17 protein-coding genes and 1 pseudogene are annotated in these 23,331 nt (G+C 60.1%); 7 read left to right on the forward strand and 11 right to left on the reverse strand.

Annotated elements, in window-relative coordinates:
• Positions 1–9: 9 nt before the first annotated feature.
• The 3 genes from ACP3TY_RS21710 (at position 10) to ACP3TY_RS21720 (ending at position 3,823) form a co-directional block, all read left to right on the forward strand.
• Positions 10–1,416, forward strand: a complete 1,407-nt coding sequence (locus tag ACP3TY_RS21710) for a DUF2252 domain-containing protein (protein WP_426618450.1) — start codon at positions 10–12, stop codon at positions 1,414–1,416.
• A gap of 310 nt (positions 1,417–1,726) precedes the next feature.
• Positions 1,727–2,314, forward strand: a complete 588-nt coding sequence (gene rimJ / locus ACP3TY_RS21715; protein WP_426618451.1) for a ribosomal protein S5-alanine N-acetyltransferase — start codon at positions 1,727–1,729, stop codon at positions 2,312–2,314.
• A gap of 69 nt (positions 2,315–2,383) precedes the next feature.
• A complete protein-coding gene (locus ACP3TY_RS21720) occupies positions 2,384–3,823 on the forward strand; it encodes an ArnT family glycosyltransferase (protein ID WP_426618452.1) in 1,440 nt (479 codons plus the stop codon).
• A 124-nt stretch (positions 3,824–3,947) separates the two neighbouring features.
• Here the strand turns inward: ACP3TY_RS21720 and ACP3TY_RS21725 are convergent, their stop codons facing one another.
• Both ACP3TY_RS21725 and ACP3TY_RS21730 read right to left on the reverse strand, forming a co-directional pair.
• The gene (locus ACP3TY_RS21725; RefSeq protein WP_426618453.1) at positions 3,948–4,766 is read right to left on the reverse strand and encodes a phosphatase PAP2 family protein; all 819 of its coding nucleotides are present in this window, start codon (positions 4,764–4,766) and stop codon (positions 3,948–3,950) included.
• Positions 4,763–5,434, reverse strand: a complete 672-nt coding sequence (locus ACP3TY_RS21730; RefSeq protein WP_426618454.1) for a histidine phosphatase family protein — start codon at positions 5,432–5,434, stop codon at positions 4,763–4,765. The genes ACP3TY_RS21725 and ACP3TY_RS21730 overlap by 4 nt, the downstream gene beginning before the upstream one ends.
• A gap of 389 nt (positions 5,435–5,823) precedes the next feature.
• Here ACP3TY_RS21730 and ACP3TY_RS21735 point away from each other — a divergent pair.
• Positions 5,824–6,750: pseudogene (locus ACP3TY_RS21735) on the forward strand (methyl-accepting chemotaxis protein); the annotation flags it as partial.
• Positions 6,745–7,608 carry a methyl-accepting chemotaxis protein gene (locus tag ACP3TY_RS21740; RefSeq protein ID WP_371262359.1) on the forward strand — a complete coding sequence of 288 codons (864 nt, stop codon included), beginning with the start codon at positions 6,745–6,747 and terminating at the stop codon, positions 7,606–7,608. The pseudogene ACP3TY_RS21735 and the gene ACP3TY_RS21740, both read left to right, overlap by 6 nt.
• A 287-nt stretch (positions 7,609–7,895) precedes the next feature.
• On the opposite strand, the gene ACP3TY_RS21745 is transcribed toward ACP3TY_RS21740, so the two are convergent.
• The 6 genes from ACP3TY_RS21745 to ACP3TY_RS21770 all read right to left on the reverse strand — a co-directional run bounded on the left by ACP3TY_RS21745 (position 7,896) and on the right by ACP3TY_RS21770 (position 18,115).
• On the reverse strand, positions 7,896–9,287 hold the full coding sequence (locus ACP3TY_RS21745) for a DUF1329 domain-containing protein (protein ID WP_426618455.1): 1,392 nt from the start codon (positions 9,285–9,287) through the stop codon (positions 7,896–7,898).
• Between the two features lie 131 nt (positions 9,288–9,418).
• Positions 9,419–11,377, reverse strand: coding sequence for a DUF1302 domain-containing protein (locus ACP3TY_RS21750; protein ID WP_426618456.1), 1,959 nt, complete (start codon positions 11,375–11,377; stop codon positions 9,419–9,421).
• Between the two features lie 48 nt (positions 11,378–11,425).
• The gene (locus ACP3TY_RS21755) at positions 11,426–12,715 is read right to left on the reverse strand and encodes a phospholipase (protein ID WP_426618457.1); all 1,290 of its coding nucleotides are present in this window, start codon (positions 12,713–12,715) and stop codon (positions 11,426–11,428) included.
• A 614-nt stretch (positions 12,716–13,329) separates the two neighbouring features.
• Positions 13,330–14,898: an FGGY-family carbohydrate kinase gene (locus ACP3TY_RS21760; RefSeq protein ID WP_426618458.1), complete on the reverse strand. Its 1,569-nt coding sequence runs from the start codon at positions 14,896–14,898 to the stop codon at positions 13,330–13,332.
• A 20-nt stretch (positions 14,899–14,918) separates the two neighbouring features.
• On the reverse strand, positions 14,919–16,514 hold the full coding sequence (locus tag ACP3TY_RS21765) for a glycerol-3-phosphate dehydrogenase/oxidase (protein ID WP_426618459.1): 1,596 nt from the start codon (positions 16,512–16,514) through the stop codon (positions 14,919–14,921).
• Between the two features lie 5 nt (positions 16,515–16,519).
• Complete coding sequence (locus ACP3TY_RS21770; protein ID WP_426618460.1) at positions 16,520–18,115, reverse strand: FAD-binding oxidoreductase; 1,596 nt, start codon at positions 18,113–18,115, stop codon at positions 16,520–16,522.
• Positions 18,116–18,324: 209 nt separating this feature from the next.
• On the opposite strand from ACP3TY_RS21770, the gene ACP3TY_RS21775 reads away from it, so the two are divergent.
• Together ACP3TY_RS21775 and ACP3TY_RS21780 are read left to right on the forward strand one after the other, a co-directional pair.
• Positions 18,325–19,341: an AraC family transcriptional regulator gene (locus tag ACP3TY_RS21775; RefSeq protein WP_053116985.1), complete on the forward strand. Its 1,017-nt coding sequence runs from the start codon at positions 18,325–18,327 to the stop codon at positions 19,339–19,341.
• Between the two features lie 513 nt (positions 19,342–19,854).
• Complete coding sequence (locus ACP3TY_RS21780; protein ID WP_212549777.1) at positions 19,855–20,220, forward strand: DUF6124 family protein; 366 nt, start codon at positions 19,855–19,857, stop codon at positions 20,218–20,220.
• Positions 20,221–20,486: 266 nt separating this feature from the next.
• On the opposite strand, the gene ACP3TY_RS21785 is transcribed toward ACP3TY_RS21780, so the two are convergent.
• The 3 genes from ACP3TY_RS21785 to ACP3TY_RS21795 all read right to left on the reverse strand — a co-directional run bounded on the left by ACP3TY_RS21785 (position 20,487) and on the right by ACP3TY_RS21795 (position 23,327).
• Complete coding sequence (locus ACP3TY_RS21785; RefSeq protein WP_126359889.1) at positions 20,487–20,855, reverse strand: glyoxalase superfamily protein; 369 nt, start codon at positions 20,853–20,855, stop codon at positions 20,487–20,489.
• Between the two features lie 134 nt (positions 20,856–20,989).
• Complete coding sequence (locus ACP3TY_RS21790; RefSeq protein WP_426618461.1) at positions 20,990–22,465, reverse strand: N-acyl-D-amino-acid deacylase family protein; 1,476 nt, start codon at positions 22,463–22,465, stop codon at positions 20,990–20,992.
• A 1-nt stretch (position 22,466) separates the two neighbouring features.
• Entirely contained in the window at positions 22,467–23,327 is an 861-nt protein-coding gene (locus ACP3TY_RS21795; RefSeq protein ID WP_426618462.1) for a MurR/RpiR family transcriptional regulator, read from the reverse strand.
• Between the last annotated feature and the right edge of the window lie 4 nt (positions 23,328–23,331).

The following is a 23,331-nucleotide window of genomic DNA, read 5'->3' on the forward strand; positions in this document are numbered from 1 at the left end:
CGAGTGATCATGACTTCCTTAAAAGACCGCATGCAAACCGGCAAGGACGCACGCAAGCAGTGCCCGCGTAGTGCTCAGGCTTCGACGGGCAAGATGAGTCGTGATCCGATTCCGCTGATCAAGGCGTCGAGTCAAGGGCGTGTCGAGTCGTTGGTGGAGTTGCGTTACGGACGGATGCTGGTGTCGCCGTTTACGTTTTTTCGCGGCAATGCGTTGTTGCAGGCGCATGACTTGTCGAGCACGGCGACCATGGGTTTGATTTCGCCGATCTGCGGTGATTGTCATCTGATGAATTTCGGTGGTTTCGCCACGCCGGAGCGCAATCTGCTGTTCAGCGTCAATGATTTTGACGAGGCACATCCCGGGCCGTGGGAGTGGGATTTGAAACGTCTGGCCGCCAGTTTGGTGGTTGCCGCGCGCGACTTGCGCCACGGCGATTCGGTCGAAGAGTCGGTGTGTCGCGACATGATCGGCGCGTATCAAGCGACCCTGCTGGAGTGCGCCGAACAGAGTTCGCTGGAGAACTGGTACGAGTCGATCAGTTACACCGACTTGCTCGCGCAGGCGCGCAAAACCACGCTTGAACACGTGCAGCGCGCTATCGAAAAAGCTGAGCAGCGCACTCACGCAGGACTGCTGCCGAAGATCAGCGAGCGCGATAAACACGGGCGTCTGATTATTCGCGATGACTTGCCGGAAATTTTCCATCTGCACAACAACTCCACGTTGCTCGATGCCGAGGATGACTGGCTGCGACTGTCGGACTGGCGTCCGCTTTACGAGATGTTCATGCGCGATTATCGCGGCACGCTGCAACCTGATCGTCGCGAATTGTTGTCGCGGTTTCATGTGCAAGACATGGCGTTCAAAGTGGTCGGCGTCGGCAGTGTCGGCACCCGTTGTCTGGTGGCGCTAATGACCGACGATCAGGAATTTCCGCTGTTTCTGCAATTCAAGGAGGCGCGGCGCTCGGTGCTTGCCGATTACGTCAAAGGCAAATCGCCGGTGCGCCACGAAGGTCAGCGCGTGGTCGAGTGTCAGCGTTTAATGCAGGCGGCCAGCGATCTGTTTCTCGGCTGGACGACGGGGCCCAACGGTCGGCATTTCTATGTGCGGCAACTGCGCGACATGAAAATCTCCGCCGAACTGGAAACCTTCGACGCTGAAACGTTCGCCGCCTATGGACGGGTTTGCGGTCGTGCGTTGGCCCGCGCGCATGCGAAAGCGTCCGGGCAAGCCGCGCAAATCAGCGGCTACATCGGCAAAAGCGATGCGCTGGCCGATGCGTTGTTGAAGTACGCGCAAAGCTACACCGCGCAAAATGAACGCGACTTCGAACGCTTTCAATTGGCCTGTCGCAAAGGTCGATTGCGCGCACGTTCGGAAGCCGACTTTACCGCTGATTACCTGCCTTGAACCGGGCTAGAGCGGCCGCAAACGAGATGAATTTTTCTTCACTGCCCCTGCCCGACCGAACCTGTAAAGTTCGCTCGCTCATTCAAGAAACTACGGTTCGCCCGCGCTCCTGCGGGCTTTTTTTTGCCTGAAATTCCTCATCGTTCAAGGTTTCCCGTGTAGGCGCTGCCGAAGGCTGCGATTTTTTGATTTTGAAAACGCAGGAGCGAAAGATCGCAGCCCTCGGCAGTTCCTACAGAACATCAACCGGTTTGTATTTTCTGCGGTGTCGGGCAATGCTGTCTGACAACCCCGCCGACCGGAACGTCCGATGCCGCTGTTGACCCTGCCCTGCCAACGCCTGACGCTGGCGATTCTTGCCCCGGATCAGGCGGAACTCGAAAGTGAGTTCTATCGCCGCAACCTGCGCCATCTCGCGCCGTGGTCGCCGATCCGTACCACTGAATATTTCTCCACCGCGCAAATCCGTCGACGTCTCGAGATTCAGGCCAGTGCGTTTGAGGCCGGGCTGGCGATGCATTTCGCGCTGTTGTCGCCGGACGGCCAGCAGATGATCGGCGCGTGCAATTTCAGCGGGGTTATTCGCGGGGCTTTTCAGGCGTGTTATCTGGGTTATCACATCGATGAAACCCATCAGGGCCAGGGTTTGATGCAGGAAGCGCTGGAGGCTGGCATCGCGTACATGTTCGAGGGGCAGAATCTGCACCGGATCATGGCCAACTATATTCCCGGCAACGAGCGCAGTGCGCGGTTGCTGGAGCGCTTGGGTTTCGAGCGTGAGGGTTACGCCAAGGCGTATCTGAACATTGCCGGACGCTGGCAGGATCATGTGCTGACGGCGCTGGTCAATCCGCGGTTCGAAACACCGGACAAACGTTGGTCGCGACCACTCGCTTAAGCTTCACGAATTGTTCAGCATTGCCGACGTATGCTCGGGGTTCCCGCCCCTTTCGGTAGCCTGAACGCCATGTCGCGTGCCGTCACTTCGCTGTTTCTGCTTGCCGCCCTGCTGTTTTTCTTTGCGCTGGGCAACCATCAGTTGCAAGGCTCCACCGAGGCCCGCGTCGCCGGCATCGCCATGGAAATGCACCTGGACAATGACTGGGTGACGCCGCGTCTGTTCGGCGAAGCGTTTCTGGAAAAACCCCCACTGAGTTTGTGGCTGGACGCCGGTGCAATGCGCGTGTTCGGCGTTTCGCCGTGGGCGGTGCGGTTGGCCTCGGCGGTGGCCGGGTTGTTTAGCGTGATGTTGTTGTACGGCATGTTGCGTCGCTTCGAGCGGCCGAAAAGGGTCGCTTGGACGGCGGGGATTCTGCTGGCGACCATGGCCAGTTACTGGAGCAACGTACGTGGCGTTGGCGAAGACGCGCTGCTGGCGCTCGGCGTGACGGCGGCGTTGTTGGCGTTTTTTCAGGCGCAGCGAGTGCCGACGCTGGGCAATTCGCTGCTGTTTGTCGTCGGCATCGCCATCGCGACGCTGAGTAAAGGCGTGCTCGGTTTGGCGATGCCTGGCGTGGTGATTTTTGCTTATCTGCTGGCGGACAACCTGATCGACCGGCGCCTGAAGATCAGAGATTGGTTGCGGCCGGGATTGCTCACCGTGGTCGGTTTGATTCCGCTGCTGATCTGGCTGGTGGTGCTTTATCAGCATGGCGGTGCGCAAGCGGTCAGAGAGGTGTTGCTGACCAACAGTGTCGGACGTTTCAGCGGATCGTTCGTTGAGGCCGGGCATTACGAGCCGTTTTATTACTACCTCGCCAAGCTGCCGCAAGCGTTTTTGCCGTGGAATATTCTGGTGTATCTGGGGCTGTGGCACTTCCGTAAAGAGTTGAAGGCTAATCGGTATCTGCTGTTTTTCAGCCTGTGGATCGTGGCGCAGTTTGTGATGCTGACGTTGGCGTCGAGCAAGCGCACGGTGTACTTGATGTCGATGACGCCGGCGGCTGCGGTGATCGCGGCTGAGTATGCATTTGTGTTGTTTGAGCGGTTGAAAGCGTACGAATCGGCGAATCGATTTGTAGGCTGGATCGCTCGACGACGTCAGGCATTGGCGTTCGGCTTATTGGCTGTGGTGATCGCCGGTTATCTCTTTGCGGCGCAGTGGGCGCTGCCGAATGCGGATAAACACCTGTCGTTTCTGCCGCTGACGGAACACATTCAATCGCTGCAGGCCAGTGGTCATCAGGTGGCGTTGTTTCAGGCGAATGAGCGGGTGGGCGGCGCGAGCGTGTTTTATACGCAGAGTGTGCTGAAGGGACTGGATACGGAGGCGCAGTTACGGGAGTTTCTGGGAGCGGCAGCGACGAATGTGGCGGTGATCTCGGCGGATACTGAGCCTGTAGCGCCGCTGAAAGTGCTGAAGACCATGAAGGTTGGGCGGCAGGCTTACTACTTCGTCGGCTATTGAATTCTTTTGTAGGAGCTGAGCTTGCTCGCGAAGGCGTCATCACATACGCCACATCCATTGCCTGATGCATCGCCTTCGCGGGCAAGCCTTGCTCCTACAGTTTTCGCGTTCGGCCACTAATCATTCAGTTGGTTGCCGGGGCTGGTACGGATAACTGTCGTTGCAGCTTCTCCAACACCGGCATCTCCAGCCGCGCCCGTCCATAAAACGCCAACGCTGTCAGCAAACACGCCAGCCAGACAAAGATCCCAGCCCAAAACGTGTGGGACATGTAGTGCCAGCCTTGCAGGACGCGCGTCGTGCCGTAGACAAAACCGAGCAACAACGAGCCCCACAAAATCGCCTTGGAAAATCGCCACTGGTAGCGTCGCGCAACAAAGTACAGCGCCAGCATGGTGAAACCACCCGACGCGTGCCCGCCCGGCCAGCAACGGCCCTCGCCCGCTTCATGGAACAACTGGAAATTCTCGTACCACTCGACATGAGCCATTTTGCCGCCGTACAGCGTGGTCTCGATCGGACAGTAAACGCTGGTGTGCGCCTTGAGGAAGTGAATCACCCCGGTGCAAACGGCGAACGCCACCACGACGAAGAAAAAATCCCTACGATGATCAGCGGCAAAGCGCAGCACCGGCGCGACTCGGCTGCGCTGCAGAAAGGCACCCAGTCGTGGCCGCTTCTGCGGGCTGACCAATGGCCAGATCACCGAGAGCATCGCACCGATCACGGCAATCTCGCCCGTCCAGTTCGGAATGATCCGCGCCCATTTGTGCGTGAGTTTTTCGAAGAAGTGGATTTTGTCGAGCGGGAAAGTCTGAGTCAGCGGATCGAACAACAGGTTGCTGAAAGCGATGTCGATTTTGGTCATGTCGAACAGCAGAAACACCACCGCTGCACAGAGCAGCGGGATGCCAAAGTTGTAAGCGTAGAAACGCGCTTTCATCGGGTGGTCACCGTGCGCCAGTCGGAGGCTTCAATGAAGCCGAGCATCTGTGGGGCCGCCGGATTGGCAGCGGCGACAAACAGCGAAGAACCGTAGCCGGGATCGGAGGGCGGTACGTTCAGGTCTTTCTCCAGTTGCCCCATGCATTCGCTGTGGGTCACCAGGATCAAATTGCGCCCCGGCACTTTGTGCGCCAGCGCGTCCTGCAACATCCGGCCCTTGCAACTGATCAACCAGTCGGCGGCGGTGGAGGTCTTGGTGAACATGTAACCGGCGGTCTGCACGGTGCGCTCGATAGGGCTGTTGTAGAGGTCGGCGTTGCTCAGGCCCAGTTGTTCAAACTGCGAACCCACCGCATCCGCGACACTGCGCGAACGTTGAGTGATGCCGTCATTGCCGCTCAGGCACGGTGCCTTGGAGTGATCGCAGCGTTCGACGTGGCGCACCAGCACGATCATGTCGCCTTGCGCCCAGCCCTGCGCCAACGCCTGCGCGCCGGCGACATTGCCGTGGGCCAGATCCGGTACAGCTGCGGGTGCCAGCAACCACAAGGTCAGCGGAATCACCAGCACGGAGGCGGCCAACACCACCCACGTGTTGCGAAAACGCGCCAAACCGCTCAGATCGATCGAGCGTTTGACGCCGAACAGATTCAGTCTCAATTCCACAAAAAGCCGCCTCACCGGCATGCATCACTTGTCATTCGATGCGGCGAAGGTACAGAGGCGGGCGTGGGCAGCCAGTGAAACCCATGTGAAAAAAGTCTTGGGATCCTTTGTTACAAATTCCGTAGGACAAAATCCTTTCAGCTCTCGGCATTGCGGCCGATACAGACCTGCTAACACCCTTGCTGGCTCAAAAAAACAACAATCTTCCAGCCTAACCGACGACCAAGAAACCCAACGTTTCTGGAGGATTTTTGATGAATAGCTGGTTCGGCAACATCAGCGTGAACATGAAATTGGGCCTGGGCTTCGGCCTGGTGCTGGCCCTGACCTGCGTCCTGGCCCTGACCGGTTGGACCAGCCTCGGCGGCCTGATCGACCGCAGCAACTGGATGAGCGACATCACCCAGCTCAACTCCGGCCTGACCAAACTGCGCGTGGTGCGCCTGCAATACATGCTGACCAACGGCGACGAAACCGCCGCGCAAAACGTGCAGACCACCCTTGAAGCCTTCGCCGCGCAACAGCAGAAGTTGATCAGCAGCTTCAAGAGCCCGGAGAACGTCAAGTTGCTCAAGGCGCAGGCGGCGACCATCGCTGAATACCAGACCTCGCTGAACAAAATGCGCAACGCCTACCGCACCGCCAACAGTGCGCGCGACGCCATGAGCGTGAATGCCGACGCCGCGTATCGTCAGATCGAATCGATCAGCAAACATGTGCAGCAAATGGACATGAGCGAGCAACGTTTCGAACAGTTCCAGGCCATCACCACGGCCAAGGAAGCGTTCATCCTCACCCGCTACGAAGTGCGCAGCTACATGGCCGCCACCAACGCCGACACCGAGCAGAAAGCCGTCGCCCAACTCGACGTGGCGATCGCCAGCCTCAAGCAATTGAACGTGCATTTCGCTGACACTCAGGCAGATGCCCTGCGTCAGCTGGAGACCGCGCTGGTCAATTACCGCAGCGCCTTGCAGGCGTTCAAGAACGCCAACAGCGAAGCTGTGCAGGCGCGCAAGGAAATGACCGATCAGGGCGCGACCATCGTCACCCAGAGCGAGCAGCTGTATCAGATTCAACTCGATCGCCGTGACGCCGAAAGCGCTCAGGCCCGTACTCTGCAACTGATCAGCACCCTGCTGGCGTTGCTGGTTGGCGTGATTGCCGCCGTGCTGATCACCCGTCAGATCACCCGTCCGCTGCGCGAAACCATGGCCGTGGTCGACCGCATCGCCAGCGGCGACCTGACCCACAACGTCATCGTTACCCGTCGCGACGAACTCGGTGTGCTGCAACAAGGCATCGCGCGCATGGGCGTGACCCTGCGCGATTTGATCAGCGGCATCCGCGACGGCGTTACCCAGATCGCCAGCGCCGCCGAAGAGCTGTCGGCCGTGACCGAACAGACCAGCGCCGGGGTGAACAGCCAGAAAGTCGAGACCGATCAGGTCGCCACTGCGATGCACGAAATGACTGCCACCGTGCAGGAAGTTGCGCGCAACGCCGAGGAAGCCTCGCAAGCTGCTGCCGCCGCTGACGGCGAAGCCCGTGAAGGCGACAAAGTGGTCAACGAAGCCATCGCGCAGATCGAACGTCTGGCCAGCGAAGTGGTGCGTTCCACCGAAGCCATGAGCGTGCTGCAACAGGAAAGCGACAAGATCGGCAGCGTCATGGACGTGATCAAAGCCGTCGCCGAACAAACCAACCTGCTCGCGCTCAACGCCGCGATTGAAGCCGCGCGCGCCGGTGAAGCCGGTCGCGGGTTTGCCGTGGTTGCCGACGAAGTACGTGGCCTGGCCCAGCGCACGCAGAAATCCACCGAAGAAATCGAAGGCCTGGTCGCCGGTCTACAGAACGGCACCCAGCAGGTTTCGGCGGTGATGAACAACAGCCGCGCCCTGACCGACAGCAGCGTCGCGCTGACCCGCAAGGCCGGCCTGTCACTGGAAAGCATCACCCGCACGGTGTCGAATATTCAGTCGATGAACCAGCAGATCGCGGCGGCGGCTGAACAGCAGAGCGCAGTGGCGGAAGAGATCAGCCGCAGCATCATCAACGTGCGCGACGTCTCGGAACAAACCGCAGCGGCGAGTGACGAAACGGCGGCGTCGAGTGTGGAGCTGGCGCGGTTGGGTGGGCAGTTGCAGCAGATGGTCAGCCACTTCCGCGTTTGATCTTCACCTTGCAGTGAATGAAAGAACTTCGCGAGCAGGCTCGCTCCCACAGTTACAAGGTCGATCACACAATGTGTGAACACCTTCAAAACCTGTGGGAGCGAGCCCGCTCGCGAAAGCGTCAGACCTGCCACCTCGATATCCCGAAAAAACCCCGGTACCCGTAGGAGCTGCCGCAGGCTGCGATCTTTTGATCTTCACTTTTGAACCATCAGAAGCCAGATCAAAAGATCGCAGCCTGCGGCAGCTCCTACAGAAATCCTGTTCGATCGCGAGTTAATGGATCCTCACCGCGTGCCGCGTTGGCGCAACGCCGACGGCATAAAGTACGCATCCTCGGGCACCGGCTGGGCGAAATCCACGGTCTCGGCTTCTTCGTTGTCGAGGTTCTGCACGTAGTAACGACGGGCCTGCAAATCATGGAAAACGTCCAGCGCGCTCCACGTGGTGGGCAGGTCGTAGAAGTTTTTCAGGTAGGCCATCGACACGCGCCACAGCTCCCCTCGCCCGTCGTATTGATCGACCAGCGCAGCGCCCCAGCTGTCTTCATCGAGGAACAACACGCGTTTCGAGTAGATATGCCGCGAGCCCGGTTTCAAGTTGCCTTCCACCACCCAGACCCGGTGCAGTTCGTAGCGGGTGTATTGCGGGTTGAGGTGGCCCGGGGTGAGCAGTTGCGCGTACTTCACGTCGGGGCTGGAGACTTTGTAGTTGTTGTAGGGAATGTAGATTTCCTGTTTGCCCTTGAGCTTCCACTCGTAGCGATCCGGCGAGCCGTTGAACAGGTCGGTGTCGTCGGCGGTGCGCAGGCCATCGGAGGATGAGATCGGCGTGTCGTACGCGAGATTGGGCGCGCGGCGTACGCGGCGTTGGCCGGCGTCGTAGACCCAGGCCTGGCGCGGATCTTTGAGCTGGTCGAGGGTTTCGTGAACGAGGGCTGCGCCACCGGCCAGACGCGCCGGACTTTTTACGAAGGCGAGGTAGTAGAACAGGATGTTTTTCAGGTCGGCGAACTGGCCGTTCGGGCGGTAGTAGTTGAACAGTGCTTCCTGTTGCGACGTCACCAGCGCAAAGCTGCCGTTGCGCTGCACCGGCGCTTCGGAAGCGCGGCGCACGACGTAGATGCCGCGATAGCGGGTGATGTGGTTCCACAGCACTTCGACGCCGTCCTTCGGCACTGGAAACGGTACACCGCCGTAGGCATCGGAGAAACCGCTGCCGCCTTCGAGCAGTTTCGCCGAGGTCGCGTTTTTCAAGGTGTTGTCGTACAGCCACTGCGGCGCCGAGCCGGAGCGACGGGACGGGTAGATCGGCATCTGAAAGGTGTCGGGATAGCTATTGAACAGCGCGATCTGGCCGGGGCTGAGGTGGGCTTTGTATTGGTCGAGATTGGCTTTGGTGATGGTGAACAGCGGTTTGTCCGCCGCGTATGGATCGGGGTGATGCTGACCCGGTTTGTAGCCGGCCGGGGCTTGGGTGATGCCGCCCGTCCAGGCCGGGATGGTGCCGGCGGCGTTGCCAGCCCGCTCGGCGCCCATGGGGGTCAGGGTGGTTTTCAGTTGCTCGGCTTGTTGCGGGGTGATGGCGGCCAGGGCGGTGCTGGCGGCCAGGGCGGTGCTGGCGGCCAGACCTAGAACAAGCCCGAGCGAAGCCCTGGTGAATCTTGAAGTGTGAACCATGATCTTCTCCAAAATACAAAAAACTGTGGGAGCGAGCCTGCTCGCGAAAGCGGTGTGTCAGTCGACATCAATGTTGAATGTGCCGGCCTCTTCGCGAGCAGGCTCGCTCCCACAGGGGATCTGTGTGGTCTTTAAAGGAAATACTTGAGGTTGAACCCGACGTTGTCGCGGTCGCGGATGCCGTTGTTTTGTCCGCCGCCGTAGAACTCGGTGTACTGCAACTCGGCTTCAAGCTTGTTCTGGTAATTGGCCTTGATCCCCAGCGTGTAAGCCTTACGACCTTCGATGGTGTTGCCGGCCTGGTAGCTGTTGCCCTGAAAGTCGTCTTTGTAAACGATGTAAGGCGAGACGTTGACCCCGGCGTACACGTCGTTCCACGTGCCGTTGAGCATCGCCGTGTAGCTGTAGGAATCGCGGTTGACCTGATCGTCGCGATCACCACCGGACACATAGGAATAGTTACCAGTCCCCGCGTAATAACGCGTGCTGCCGTCATAAGCGGTGTATTGCAGATTGCTGCCACGCAGATGTTCCGAGGCCAGTTCGAAGATGCCGAACAGCGAGTCGAACGAGGCGGTCGGGCCGAAGTTGTAGATGGTGCCCAGCGAGGTGTTGAACGCTTCGACGCGCTCGGCGTTATTGATCTCGCTGTTGAGATTGACCATCTGCCCGCCGACGTTGATCGACCGGCCCGTCACCGCCACCGCCGCACCGTTGGCCAGGTCGCCGATCAAATCGTTAGTGGCCGCGACGCCAATCGGCAGGTTCGGCCGATAAGCGATTTCACCAAACACCGAGGCCTCGCCCAGCGTGGTGTTGAAGCTGAAGCCGTACATGCGGATGTCTTCGGCGTAACGACGATGCGCCTGAATGTTGCCCATCACATCGGCCGTGGCCAGACCGCCGGCAAGCGCCCCGGCCTGATCGCCGGCAACGCCGGACAACAGGTTGGTCAGCGCATCCATGTCGATGCCCTTGTACCCGCCCAGATCCGCCGCGATGGTCGGTTCCTTGGCGTGGTAGTTGACCATGTACAAACCGAACTCGGTGCTGTTGAGCTGCTCGGCGATGTAGCGGAAAGCGAAACCGAACTGCCCGTCGTTGCGCGCGTTGTAGTCCTTACCGATCGACGCCACTTTCAACGTGTTGCCGTACGCAGGCGTCACACCGTTGGCGTACAGACCGGTGGTTTGCAAAGCCGAACTCAGTAACGGGTTGTTACCCAGTGCGCTGTACAGGCCGATGACGTTGCCAAACCCCGGCACCGGCGTATCGAGCGCGGTGCCGCTGAAGTTGTTGTAACCAGTGTTGCCGCCATCGGCGAACAGGTCGGTTTGCGAGTAGAAAGTGCCGACCGGATCGATGCGGGTTTCTTTCCAGTTGGTCTGATAGAAACTCTCCATGGTCAGCGAATCGGTGAGGCCGACGTTGAAGCTCAGCGCCTCTACCGGCACCAGCACTTCCTTAACTTCGGCGCCGGGCAAACGGTACTTGGCCGCGTCAACCGGGTTGGTGGTGTTGATCCCGCCGCGATAGAAAATCCCCTCGCCCCAGTTGAACACTTGTCGACCGACTCGGGCGGTCACCGGCATCTGCGCGACGTCCCAACTGCCGTGCACATACGCGTCGAGCATCTCGATGCGGCTGCCGGCAATATCGCGGGTCTGGCTGGTAAACCGGTCGTCCTGCGGGTAGCTCTGGCTCGGTTGCGAGGGACTGTTGTTGTCGTAGTAGTTGTTGCGCTTGTCCATCAGCTGCGTGTCATAAAACCCCGTGCCGCGCATGAACAAACCGTAGTTCTGATAGTTGGCTTCAAGCTCGGAAGTGATCTTGTACACCTCGGAAACCAGCCCGGTGTCGAAGTTGCGATTGCCGTCGTTGGTGTTGACGTCATCGTTGGATTTGTCGCGGCCCTGCACCCGCCACATACGACCGTACGACAACGTCGTGTCGATCGAACCGGTGACCTGTTTGTCCATGAAGCTGAACTCCACCGCGTGCGCCGCATCGACTGCGCACAGTTGCAGCAGCCCTGCCAGGCCGACACCGGGGAGCACCGCGCCCGTCAGGCGCAATCGAGTGCTGATCATGTGTTCCTCCTTCCCTGTTTTTTATTGTTTTTTGTCCTGTCGCGGTGGCTAGGGCGCCAATCCCGCGCTGACGTAAATCCGGCTGTGCGCGCCGAAATGGCCGAGCAGTTTGAACAGCTGTTGATTGAGTGCCGGATGGTCGAAATCTTCGCGTTGCAGCTGATTACCGCTGCTGAAATCACTAGTGAGTGGCGCCGTTTCCAGCCACTGGCCGATCGCTTCGTCGAAGGCGGCGGAATCATCGACCGACTCGGCGCTGACCACTTCGCGCAGGTAGTCGACCGAGTACGGCGGATAGGATTTGTCTTGGGCGACATCGGTGTAAGCGTCGAGCATCGGATGCGGATTGCCGGCACGCAGCAAACGCCGCAGCCAGGTGGATTGATACTTTTCGACTTCCATGTGCCGGGTCGCAACGCGTTCGATGGAGGCCTGTTTGTCGGCGGCGAAACCGGCCAGCGCCTTGCCTTCCAGCAGCAGAAGACTGGCGAGGTCGACGCCCGGCAATGGCTTGGCGTGATACGGCTGTGTCAGATCCTGAACGTGGTGCAGGCCCCAGCCGAGAAAGCGATAACCCCAATACGGATGGCCGCTGGCAAATGCCAGTCGCGCCAGGCCCATGTATTGATACGCGCGCCAGTCCGGCCAACTGCGTTCGAGGAATCCGGCAGCGGCATAGACCACCGGGCTTTCGTGGAAGAAGCCCATGTGGAACGGCGCTTGCGAGCTGTACTGGAAACGCTCGTCACCAAAGGGTTGCGGGCCGAAGCCGTAGCGCGCGCCAGCGTCGCCGGGGTTGTCAGTGAAGAGGTTGATGTCGTGGCCGTAATCCGGTTCGTCGGCGGCGCTGGCCAGCACCGCGAGTGCTGCGACTTTTTCGTGGTTGGCGACGACGATAAAGCGCTGGCGATTCCACGGTGACAGGGTTTGTTCGACCATGACTTGATTGGCCTGCAAATGCTCGCGCTCGGGCAGGTCTTTGCCGGGTAATGGCTGGATGACCATCGCCAGATGAATCTGCGGATTGATGCGCATCGCGGTGAAAAAGTCGTGGCGCAGATTGTCACTCGGCGTGGCCGGTAATTTCAGCGCATCGGGGCGTGGCGGGTATTGAGCGAAGTGTTCGCGGGCGAAGGTTTCCTGCTGCTCCAGCAATGTGCTGATCGCTTGGTATTGCAGCGTGAGGAAGGTTTCCAGCTGCTCGACTTCGACGGTCGGCGCATCGCGCAAAGCCGGCAGATCCTGCAACGCCAGGTAGCTGCCCACCGTATGGTTCGACCAGCCCCAAGCACTTGGGGCCGTTGCACAAAGCAGCAACAGGAGGAATGTCAGCTTCATTGCCGGGTTCTTATTGGAGGTGCCGTGGGGAATGAGCCTAACAACCGCCCCCGCCGCTGACACTGTCCGATCTCACCAGAAAAAGTCTCCGATGGCGCCAATTCAAATCTCAACACGATCCCTGTAGGAGCTGCCGAAGGCTGCGATCTTTTGATGTTGATCTTAAAAAACAAGATCAAAAGATCGCAGCCTTCGGCAGCTCCTACAGGGGGAATTGTGGTGTGCTTTTTAGGCGGGGTAGCCGGTGATTTTGCGGATGCTCTGGTACAGCGGTTTGAGCTGGCGGTACGCCATTTCAGGTGACGATACGATCCCTGTAGGAGCTGCCGAAGGCTGCGATCTTTTGATGTTGATCTTAAAAAACAAGATCAAACGATCGCAGCCTTCGGCAGCTCCTACAGGGGATTTGAAGTGTGCTTTTTAGGCGGGGTAGCCGGTGATTTTGCGGATGCTCTGGTACAGCGGTTTGAGCTGGCGGTACGCCATTTCAGGTGACGATACGATCCCTGTAGGAGCTGCCGAAGGCTGCGATCTTTTGATGTTGATCTTAAAAAACAAGATCAAAAGATCGCAGCCTTCGGCAGCTCCTACAGGGGGAATTGTGGTGTTGCTTTTCAGGCGGGGTAGCCGGTGATTTTGCGGATGCTTTGGTAGAGCGGTTTGAGCTGGCGGTACATGCGCAGGTAAACCTCTTTGTACAGTTGCTCGTAGATTTTTTGTGCCTCGGGTTGGGGGTGGAAGACCGCGCCTACTCGGGTCATTGCCGCGATGGCCGTGGGGAAATCTGCGTGCAATCCGAGCCCCACTGCACAGCAGATCGCCGCCCCCAAGCCAGATGCTTCGTACACATGCGGACGCTCCGCCGGCAGGCCGAAAATATTCGCCGTAAGCTGCATCGCCGCATCGCTCTGCGAACCGCCACCGGCCACGCGCAGGCGCTTTATCGACACCTTCGAACGCCGCTCGATGTTCTCCATGCCTTGGCGCAACGCATACGCCAGCCCCTCAAGAATCGCCCGGTAAATATGCGCGCGGGTGTGCACATCGCCGAAGCCGATCATCGCGCCCTTCGCTTCCACGCCCGGCTCACGAATCCCCGGCGACCAGTACGGTTGCAGCATCAAACCCATCGAGCCCGGTGGCACCGCATCGACCAGCGCATCGAACAATTGCTCCGGCTCGATGCCCTGCTCTTTGGCCTGCTGCATCTCGCGCAAGCCGAACTCGTTCTTGAACCAGCTGACCATCCAGTAACCGCGATAAATCATCACCTCGCAGTTGAACTGATCCGGCACCGCCGAGGGGTACGGCGGAATCAACGGGACGATTTCCAGATAGCGCGAACGGGTGCTGGTGATCGTCGCCGTGGTGCCGTAGGACAGGCACACCGTGCCCGCATCGACCACGCCGGCACCGACCACTTCACACGCCTTGTCGGCACCCGCCGCAATCAGCGGCAAGCCTTCGGGAATGCCGGTGTGGCGAGCCGCTTCAGCGGTGATGTAGCCGAGGGTTTCACCGGGTTTGTGCAGGGTCGGCAATTGCTCGGGACGTACCGCCAGCGCCTGCCATTTCCAGTCACTCGGCGCGGCCCATTTCAGCCGTTTGAAATCGAACGGCAGATAGCCAACGCAGCAACCCACCGAGTCGACAAAGCGCCCGCACAGTCGATGGGTGAGAAACCCCGACAGCAGCAAAAACTTGTCGGTCGCCGCCCACACCTCTGGCTGATGCTGCGCAATCCAGTTCGCCTCAGCCTGGGCACGAAAATAATCCACCGTGCCCTGCGCGCCGACCAGTCTGAACAACCAGCCCCACGGCCCTTTGATCCCGCCCTCGACTTCACTCTGGCGCTGATCGAGCCACAAAATTGCCGGACGCAGCGGTTTGCCCTCCGCATCAACATTGATCACCGTGCCGCGCTGAGTGGTCAGGGAAACGCCAGCAATCTGCGAACGATCAATGCCGGTTTGCGCCCAGACTTGCTGACACGCCTCGCCGAGTTTCGCCCAGTAATACTCCGGATCCTGCTCGGCCCAACCCGGTTGCGTCGAGTAATACGCCTGCAGTTCGACCTTGCCTTTGCCGAGCAAATTGCCCTGCAAATCGAAGAGCAGCGCACGCACGCTCTGGGTGCCGTTGTCGATCGCCAGCAGGTAACGCTTGTTCGGGTGGTTATCCATGGAGCTCTCTTCAAGGGGCATCAAGGCGTGGCATCCGGCAGACCGTGATGGCGTTTCCACAACGCCCGATAACGCTGAATTTCCTGCTGCCAGTATGCGTCGCTCCAGCCGAGTCGTGGCTGGCAGATTTGGCGGATGGCGGTGAAATGGTCTTCGCCACCGTGAGGCAGCAAAAGGCCGAGACGCGTGCGGCGCAACAGTAGATCGTCGAGGTGCAGAACCATTTCCGCTTCGCAAGCGAAGGCCAGTTCCGCCCACAAGGTGTCCGTGATGCCAACCGTGTCGTGGCCGACTTCTTTGATCAATTGCGCCAGCCTCGGCAGGTTTCGGCCATGCCTTCCGGCCAGTCGTCGCCACTGCTGACTGCTCAATTCTGCAATCGCCAGCGCAGGTACGGCGGCAAACACCGGCGCGGCGTCATCGACGAAGGGACGTTCGAGCATGTCCGCGCAGGCCTTGAGCACTTCGATGGCTTGCGGGCGGAACGTGGTCAGTTTGCCGCCGGCCAGCGTCACGCAACCGGGCTCCTGCCACAGCACATGTTCACGGGTTTCGTTCGACGGTTGGTTTTGATTATTGCCCGCCGTACTGCCAACCACCGGACGTACGCCCGACCAGGTCGATAGCACGTCATTGGCCGTCACTTCTGCGCCGGGGAATTGCTGTGTGCAGGCAGCCAGCAGATAGTCGAGTTCTTCGCCGCTGATGCTCGCGCTGTGATCCAGATCTTCGCGATGATCGAGATCCGTGGTGCCGACCACCGTCGCGCCCTCCCACGGAAAAACGAACACCGGACGGCGGTCGCGCTCATGCAAAAACGTGAACGCCTGCGCCACGGGTAAACGCCAACCCGGCAGCAACAAATGACTGCCGCGCAACGGCCGTAATTGCCGTGGCGCCTCAGTCGGCCGCAAGCGTTCAGCCCAGGCGCCGGTGGCCACGGCGATCACGCCACAGCGCAATTGCAGAGTCGCCCCGGCCTCGCAGTCTTCGATCTGAACGCCGCACACTCGCCCGTTTTCTCGCAGCAAATGCTCGACGCGGACGCCATTGACCACGACCGCGCCATCCGCTCGCGCCTCGCTCAATACGCGCATCACCAGTCGTGCATCGTCCGTCAGCGCATCGACAAAACTGGTGCCGCCGAGCAAGTTATTTTCCTTCACGCCCGGCGCCAGATATCGGAGCTGTTGTGCATCATGAAAACGATGGCTGCGCCGTCCGGCCAAAGCATCGTAAACGCTCAACAAACCACCCAACACCCGAGGCCCGGGAAAGCCGCCGCGATAGTGCGGCATCATGAAACTCATCGGCTCGACCAGCCCCGGCGCTTCGTCGAGCAAGCGCTGACGCTCGCGCACCGAATCGCGGGTCAGGCGCCACTGGCCCTTGGCGATGTAACGCAAACCGCCGTGTACCATTTTCGACGATCGACTGGAGGTGCCCCAGGCAAAATCGCGCTGTTCCAGCAACAGGCAGCGCCAGCCGCGACGCGCCGCTTCACGCAGGATTCCGGCGCCGCTGATACCGCCGCCGATGACGATCAGATCCCAGGTTTCATCCGCCAGTGTTGGCAGAGTCTGCTGGCGCCATGCGGCGTTCCAGTCCTGACTCATGGCCGTCACTCCGGCAACAGCGTGCCGGGGTTGAGGCGCCCGGCCGGATCGAAGTGTTTACTCAGCGCCTGCAAGGTATCCATCGCCAGTGCGCCCTTCTCGCGCAACAGGTACGGCGCGTGATCCTTGCCGACGCCGTGTTGGTGACTGATGGTGCCGTGGTTGTCGACGATGGTCTGGCTGGCCGCGTGTTTGAGCGCCTGCCAGCGCGCCAGCGTCGCGGGGTAATCCGCCGCCGGGCGAAACACGTAGGTGGTGTAGATGCTCGAGCCTTCACCGTAAACGTGGGACAGGTGAGTGAACACATGCACCCGCTCGCCCTCAGCGGCCAAGGCCTCGCGCAGGCTGTTTTCGATGAGGTTGAGCAGGTTGTCGACGTTGCTCCAGTCGGTGGCGGTTTCAAGGGTGTCGACGACGTAACCGGCGTTCCACAGGTTCTCGCGCAGGTAGGGGAAACGGAAGCGGTTCTGCGCCCATTTCTTGCCGAGCAAAGTGCCGGTGAACACGCCGCCGAAGGCCTTCAGATGTTGGCGCGCCTGTGTCAGCGACAATGCGTTTTGCCGACGATTGCCGGTGACGCCGAAGGTCAGCAGGCATTTGCCCTCTGCTGCCCCCCTTAGCTTCAGATACTTTTCCAGCCAGGCGATTTGTTGCGGATGACCGGCCAGCGCCAGTTGCGTTTCGGTTTCCACGGCGTTGGATAAACGCAGCATCGACAGCGGCACGCGTGCCTGGGCCAATTGGCGAATGGCTCTGAGAGCCTGCGGCCAGTCGGGGAGAAAAACGCCGTAGAAACGTTCATCGGCAGGCAGCGCGCTGACCCGCACTTTGACCTCGGAAATGATCCCGAAACGGCCCTCGCAACCGAGCACCACTTCGCGCAAATCGGGACCGGCAGCCGAAGCCGGAAAGGTTGGAATGTGCATTGGCCCGGCAAAGGTTTCCAGCGTTCCGCCCGCAAACAGTTGCTCGATCCGGCCATAGCGCAACGACTGCTGACCGCTGGAACGACTGGCAACCCAACCGCCCAACGTCGACAACTCCCACGACTGCGGAAAATGCCCCAGCGTGTAGCCCCGCGCACGCAACTGACTTTCCACCTGCGGCCCGCTCGCACCGGGGCCGAACGTCGCCAGCAGGCTTTGTTCGTCGAGGTCGATCAGGCGATTCATTCGCGCCAGTGACACCGTCACCACTGGCCGCGCTGAATCCGGCGGATTGATGTGCCCGGCCACCGAGGTGCCGCCGCCATACGGGATCAGGCACAAGTCCTGTTCGTGGGCGAGCGCCAGCAATTGGCGAATATGTTCAGCGGTCTCGGGAAACGCCACCGCATCGGGATAATTGCCCAGCGCACCTTCGCGCAACGCCAGCCAGTCCGGCAGGCTCTGGCCCCGCGCATGCAACAAACGATCATGAGCATCGATACTGTACAAAGTGTGCGCCGACAACCGCGAGGCCGGCACACGCGCCAATGCGGCTTCAAGCGTGGCATCGGGCAGCGCGCGCCCCTCGCCCAGTCGCTCATGAAGAAACTCCGCGCCCTGGGCCGGCAGTTCGACCACCGTGGTTGCATCTCCCCAGCCGTTCCAGCGTCGCATGCGTGTGTCCTTTTTTGCCGTCAGATCAGTGATATTTCAGGCCCCCATACTAGCCAGCGACCGCAAAGTGTCACGGTCGCATCCGGCCAGTTCGTGTAGCCAATTGAGTCAAACGTCGCGCAAGCGTCAGCCATTTACTTTAGTCGTGGTTTCAAATTACCTTTCAGGCATTCATCCGCCCACGCGGCCGTCGATCAAAGGAAGGGATCATGCAATCGCTCGGCTTCACCTCAGTTCCGCCCCTGCTCAAATACCTGCGCCACGCCGAACAACTGGGCATGGCCGTCGAACCGGCGTTGGCGGCGGCGGGTTTGCAGGCGCAGCAGTTGAGCGACAACACCCTGCGTTTGCCCGGTGAGGCACATGAGCGGCTGCTGGATTATTTCTGCGAACACTCGGGGGATCCGTTGTTCGGGCTCAACGCGGCGAATTTCGTCCTGCCCAATTCGTGGAGCGTGCTCGGTTACATCACCATGAACTGCGCGACGTTGGGCGATGCGATGAGCCGGATCATGCCGTTCGAAAAACTGGTCGGCGACATGGGCGTGAGTCGCGCCGAGGTGCTGGATGGCCACGTGCATTTGATCTGGACGTGCCGTTATCAGCGCCCACGGATTCGCCGGCATCTGGTGGAAAACGTGCTCGGTTCATGGCTGCAATATGCACGCTGGATCGCTGATACGCAGATGTCGCCGGCCGCTGTGTGGCTAGAACACTCGTGCCCGGCTGAGGCGACGCCTGCGCAGTACGAGGCGTTTTTCGATTGCCCGGTGGTGTTTGATCAGGCGTATTCGGCGCTGATCGTGCCGCTGGCGTATTTGCAGTTACCGCTGCGTCAGGCCGATGCGCAGTTACTGCGCACCCTGGAGGAACATGCGCTGGGGTTGATGGCAACGCTGGAGGATGCGTCGCTGGAGCAGCAGGTGAAGAATATTCTGCGGCAGTTGCTTAAGGAAGGCTTGCCGCGCAAGGAACAGGTGGCTGAACATCTTGCGGTGTCGGTGCGTACGTTACAGCGCCAGTTGCATCAGGCGGGGACGTCGTATCAGCAGATTCTGGATGATTTGCGCCAGGAACTGGCTGAGCATTATTTGCTCAACAGTACGTTGCCGATTCAGGACATTGCGCAGTATCTGGGGTTTACCGAACCGAGGTCGTTTCACCGCACATTCAAGAGCCGACGCGGGATGCCGCCGGGCGAGTTTCGGCAGATGCATCGGGGGTGATTATCCGGGCCTCTTCGCGAGCAGGCTCGCTCCCACATTGGGTCGGCGGTGAACATCAACTTTGTGAACAACGGAGATCAACTGTGGGAGCGAGCCTGCTCGCGAATGCGCCAGTTGCCGCACCCAATTCCTACAGGTAAATCTTCGATACTTGAGCGCAATAAACATCCAGCATCACAGGTGTTTAAAGACACCCGGCGTTACGCGAAACAGCCCACAAATCCTTGCGCCATAACCTACGCCTACGCCAGAATCCGCCGGCTTGTGCGCCCTGAGCATGCTGCGTAACTTGATTGCGTCACTGATTTCCAGTGATCGGGTTTAGTAGCCCGGAATATTTGGGGCGTATAGCTCATCAAGCAATCGGGTCTTGCCTGAACGTTATGGTGGCTGTGCGTAGGGCGCCCTCGGGCGCGCCGGTTTCCCAGATCCCCGGTCTACTAACCTGCGCATAGCTGCCTCCACTTCTTTTAGTAGAGAAGCGGTGGCCAGCTTAATTTGAGGATCTGGTTAATGTTCAAAGTTACGCCAAACCCGCCGGCCACCGACCCGGCATCCCCCTACGAATCCCCCGACTCCAGAAAATTCCACGAAGCCGCCGAGCGCGCGCTCGACCACTACCTCGGTCCGACGAACGCCGACCTCATGGCCACGCCCTATTCGCCCAACACGCTGTACATGGCCAACCCCGCAGCAAACACCGAATCCCTGCTGACCGACGCCAGCGAAACCCTTGGCTCGGCCACCGTCATGCTCAACAACCATGCCGCGCAGGTTGAAGGCACCCATCGCAAGACTTTGCAGGGCATTGCGCAAGTGGTGATGGTGGCGGAAATGGCGGTCAATCGCGTGCTGGATCAGTTAGTGCCGACCGAGTAACGCAAGAGCCCGCGGCCCAACAGGAAGGGTTGGATGGCGGGCTTCTTTTTGCGGTGTGCCATGTTCCCCTCACCCCAGCCCTCTCCCGAGGGAGAGGGGGCCGACCGAGGTGTCTGGCGCTATACATCGACCTGAATGACCGAGTCGATTATGGATTCGACCGAGCTGGTTCAGGTCGGTGTATCTCTCAAGCATCCCCGGATCGGTCCCCTCTCCCTCCGGGCGGTCCGACGTTTCGGGAGGGCTAGGGTGAGGGGCTTTTCGTTCTAGAGGCTGATCGCATTGGTAAACACCAGCCGATTGCCGAACGGATCGGCAATCGTCATGTCCTGACTCCCCCACGGCATCGCCTGAATCTGCGGGTGCGAGAACTTGTAGTCCTTGGCGATCAATTGCTGCTGAAACGCCTCCAGCTCATCCGTCTCGATACGCAGCGCCGAACCCGGGCTCGCGTCGCCATGGTGCTCGGACAAATGCAGCACACACTCGCCACGCGACACCTGCAGGTACAGCGGGAAATTCGCTTCAAAGCGATGCTGCCAGTCGATCTTGAATCCGAGAAAATCGACGTAAAACTCTACCGCTTTGGCTTCATCGAAGATCCGCAGGATCGGGGTGGTTTTGCCGAAGCTCATGGGGTGCTCCCTGACTGGTTGGCCCCACAGTGTAGACGGGGTGGATGTCAGGAATTCGGCTTGTTGATGGCTTTCTTTAATCTCAGATTGCCACTATTAGACATAGATCAAAAGATCGCAGCCTTCGGCAGCTCCTATAGGGGGGATTTCGACTGATGAAACCCTTTGCGTAAATCCCCGTCCCGCGCCAGAAACCGCCCTTCCCTGCGCCCATTTGCCTGCCCGTCGCGGTAACTCAACACGCCATTGATCCAAACCCCGTCAATGCCCTGCGCCGCTCTTTGCGGATCGTTGAAATCCGCGACATCACGCACCGTCGCCGGATCGAACAACACCAGATCCGCCCAATACCCTTCACGAATCTCGCCGCGCGCCTTCAAACCAAACCGCGCCGCCGACAGCCCGGTCATCTTGTGCACAGCGGTGTGCAGCGGAAACAGGCCGACGTCGCGACTGAAATGGCCCAACACCCGTGGGAACGCGCCCCACAAGCGTGGATGCGGGAACGGATCTTCCGGCAGTCCGTCAGAACCGACCATCGAAAGCGGATGAGCGAGGATTCTTCGTACATCCGCCTCGTCCATGCCGTAGTACACCGCACCCGCCGGTTGCAAGCGTTTCGCGGCATCAAGCAGCGGCAGATTCCATTCCGCAGCGATGTCGATCAAGTCGCGACCGCTGACTTCCGGGTGCGGCGTCGACCAGGTGATGGTGATGCGATGCGCATCGGTGACTTGCTTCAAATCCAGCGTCGAAGAACTCGCCGCATACGGGTAACAATCGCAGCCGACCGGGTGGGTTTTCGCGGCCTCTTCCAATGAAGCGAGGAGCTCAGGACTGCGCCCCCAGTTACCCACGCCGGCACACTTGAGGTGGGAAATAATCACCGGCGATTTGGCGTGACGACCGATCTGAAACGCCTCGCCCATCGCCTCCAGAACCGGGGCGAATTCGCTGCGCAAATGGGTGGTGTACACCGCGCCGAATGCCGTGAGTTCTTCGGTCAGTTGCATCACTTCATCGGTGGACGCGTTGTAAGCGCTGGCGTAGGCCAGACCTGTGGATAAACCTAACGCACCGTCCTCAAGGCTTTCACGCAATTGCTCGCGCATCGCGGCGATTTCTTCGGGTGTCGCAGTGCGCAACAGGTCATCCAGATGATTGCTGCGCAGCGCCGTGTGGCCGATCAGCGCGGCGACGTTCAGCGTGGTGTTCGCCGCTTCGACTGCCGCGCGGTAATCGCTGAAACGGGGATAAACGAACGCCGCCGCCGTGCCGAGCAGGTTCATCGGATCCGGCGGATTGCCTTTCAAACTCACGGGCGAGGCGCTGATCCCGCAGTTGCCGACAATCACCGTGGTCACGCCTTGGCTGAGTTTTGGCAGCATCTCTGGCTGACGAATCACCACCGTGTCGTCATGGGTGTGCACGTCGATAAAACCCGGCGCCAGCACGCGGCCAGCGGCGTCGATTTCTTCGGTCGCCGTGGCCTCGGACAAATCGCCGATGCGCTCGATACGGCCATCGCGGATGGCCACGTCGGCCTGGTAGCCGGGCGTGTTGCTGCCGTCGATGATCAAGGCGTTGCGAATCAGGGTGTCGTACAACATGTCAGTCTCCCAGCGGCAGGTGATCGTCGCCGCCACGGTATTCGTCGAGGGCCAGTTTGATCCGCCGCAGACGTTCTTGATTGTCTTCAGGATTGGCCAGCGCCAGCTCGGTGGCGAGCACGTCGATGGCGAGCAGCATGCCGTAGCGCGCCGCCGTCGGTTTGAAAATGAACGAGGTTTCCGCGCTCTGCAGCGGCAGCACGACGTCGGCCAGTTCGGCCAGCGGCGAGTCGGCGCGGGTGATGGCGAGAATGCGTGCGCCGTAGTTGCGTGCCAGTTCGACGGTCTCGAGCAGCTCCGGGGTGATGCCGGTCAGCGAGCAGACGATGACCACTTGTTCGGCGTTGAGGCTGGCGGCGGTGACGCGCATCATCACCGCGTCATGACACACCGCCACCGGATAGCCGAGGCGCACCAGCCGCACCTGCAATTCATCGCTGCACAGGGTCGAACAACCGCCCATGCCGAAGGCGTGAATCATCCGCGCCTGGCCGAGCAATCTCACTGCATCGGCGAAGCGTGATTCATCGAAACCGGCCAGATGCTGACGCAAGGTGGTTTCGATATCGCCGACGATTTGCCCGTAGAAAGCTGACTGCTCGGGCGTACCGGCAGGGTCGAGAAAACGGCTGCCAACCCCGCTGGCCTGGGCCAGTTGCAGACGCAGATCACGCAGGTCACGACAGCCAACCGTGCGGGCGAAACGCGACAGCGTGGCGGTGCTGACTTCGGCGCGTTGCGCGAGGTCTTCGAGGCTGGCACTCGCGGCGAAACCGACGTCGTCGAGCATCAGCCGGGCGATACGGCCTTCGCCGGCGCTGAAGAAATCCTGACGGGCGCGGATCTGATAAAGGATGTCCATGACG

The organism is Pseudomonas rustica (genome assembly GCF_049959085.1).
Taxonomy (GTDB): Bacteria; Pseudomonadota; Gammaproteobacteria; order Pseudomonadales; family Pseudomonadaceae; genus Aquipseudomonas; species Aquipseudomonas rustica.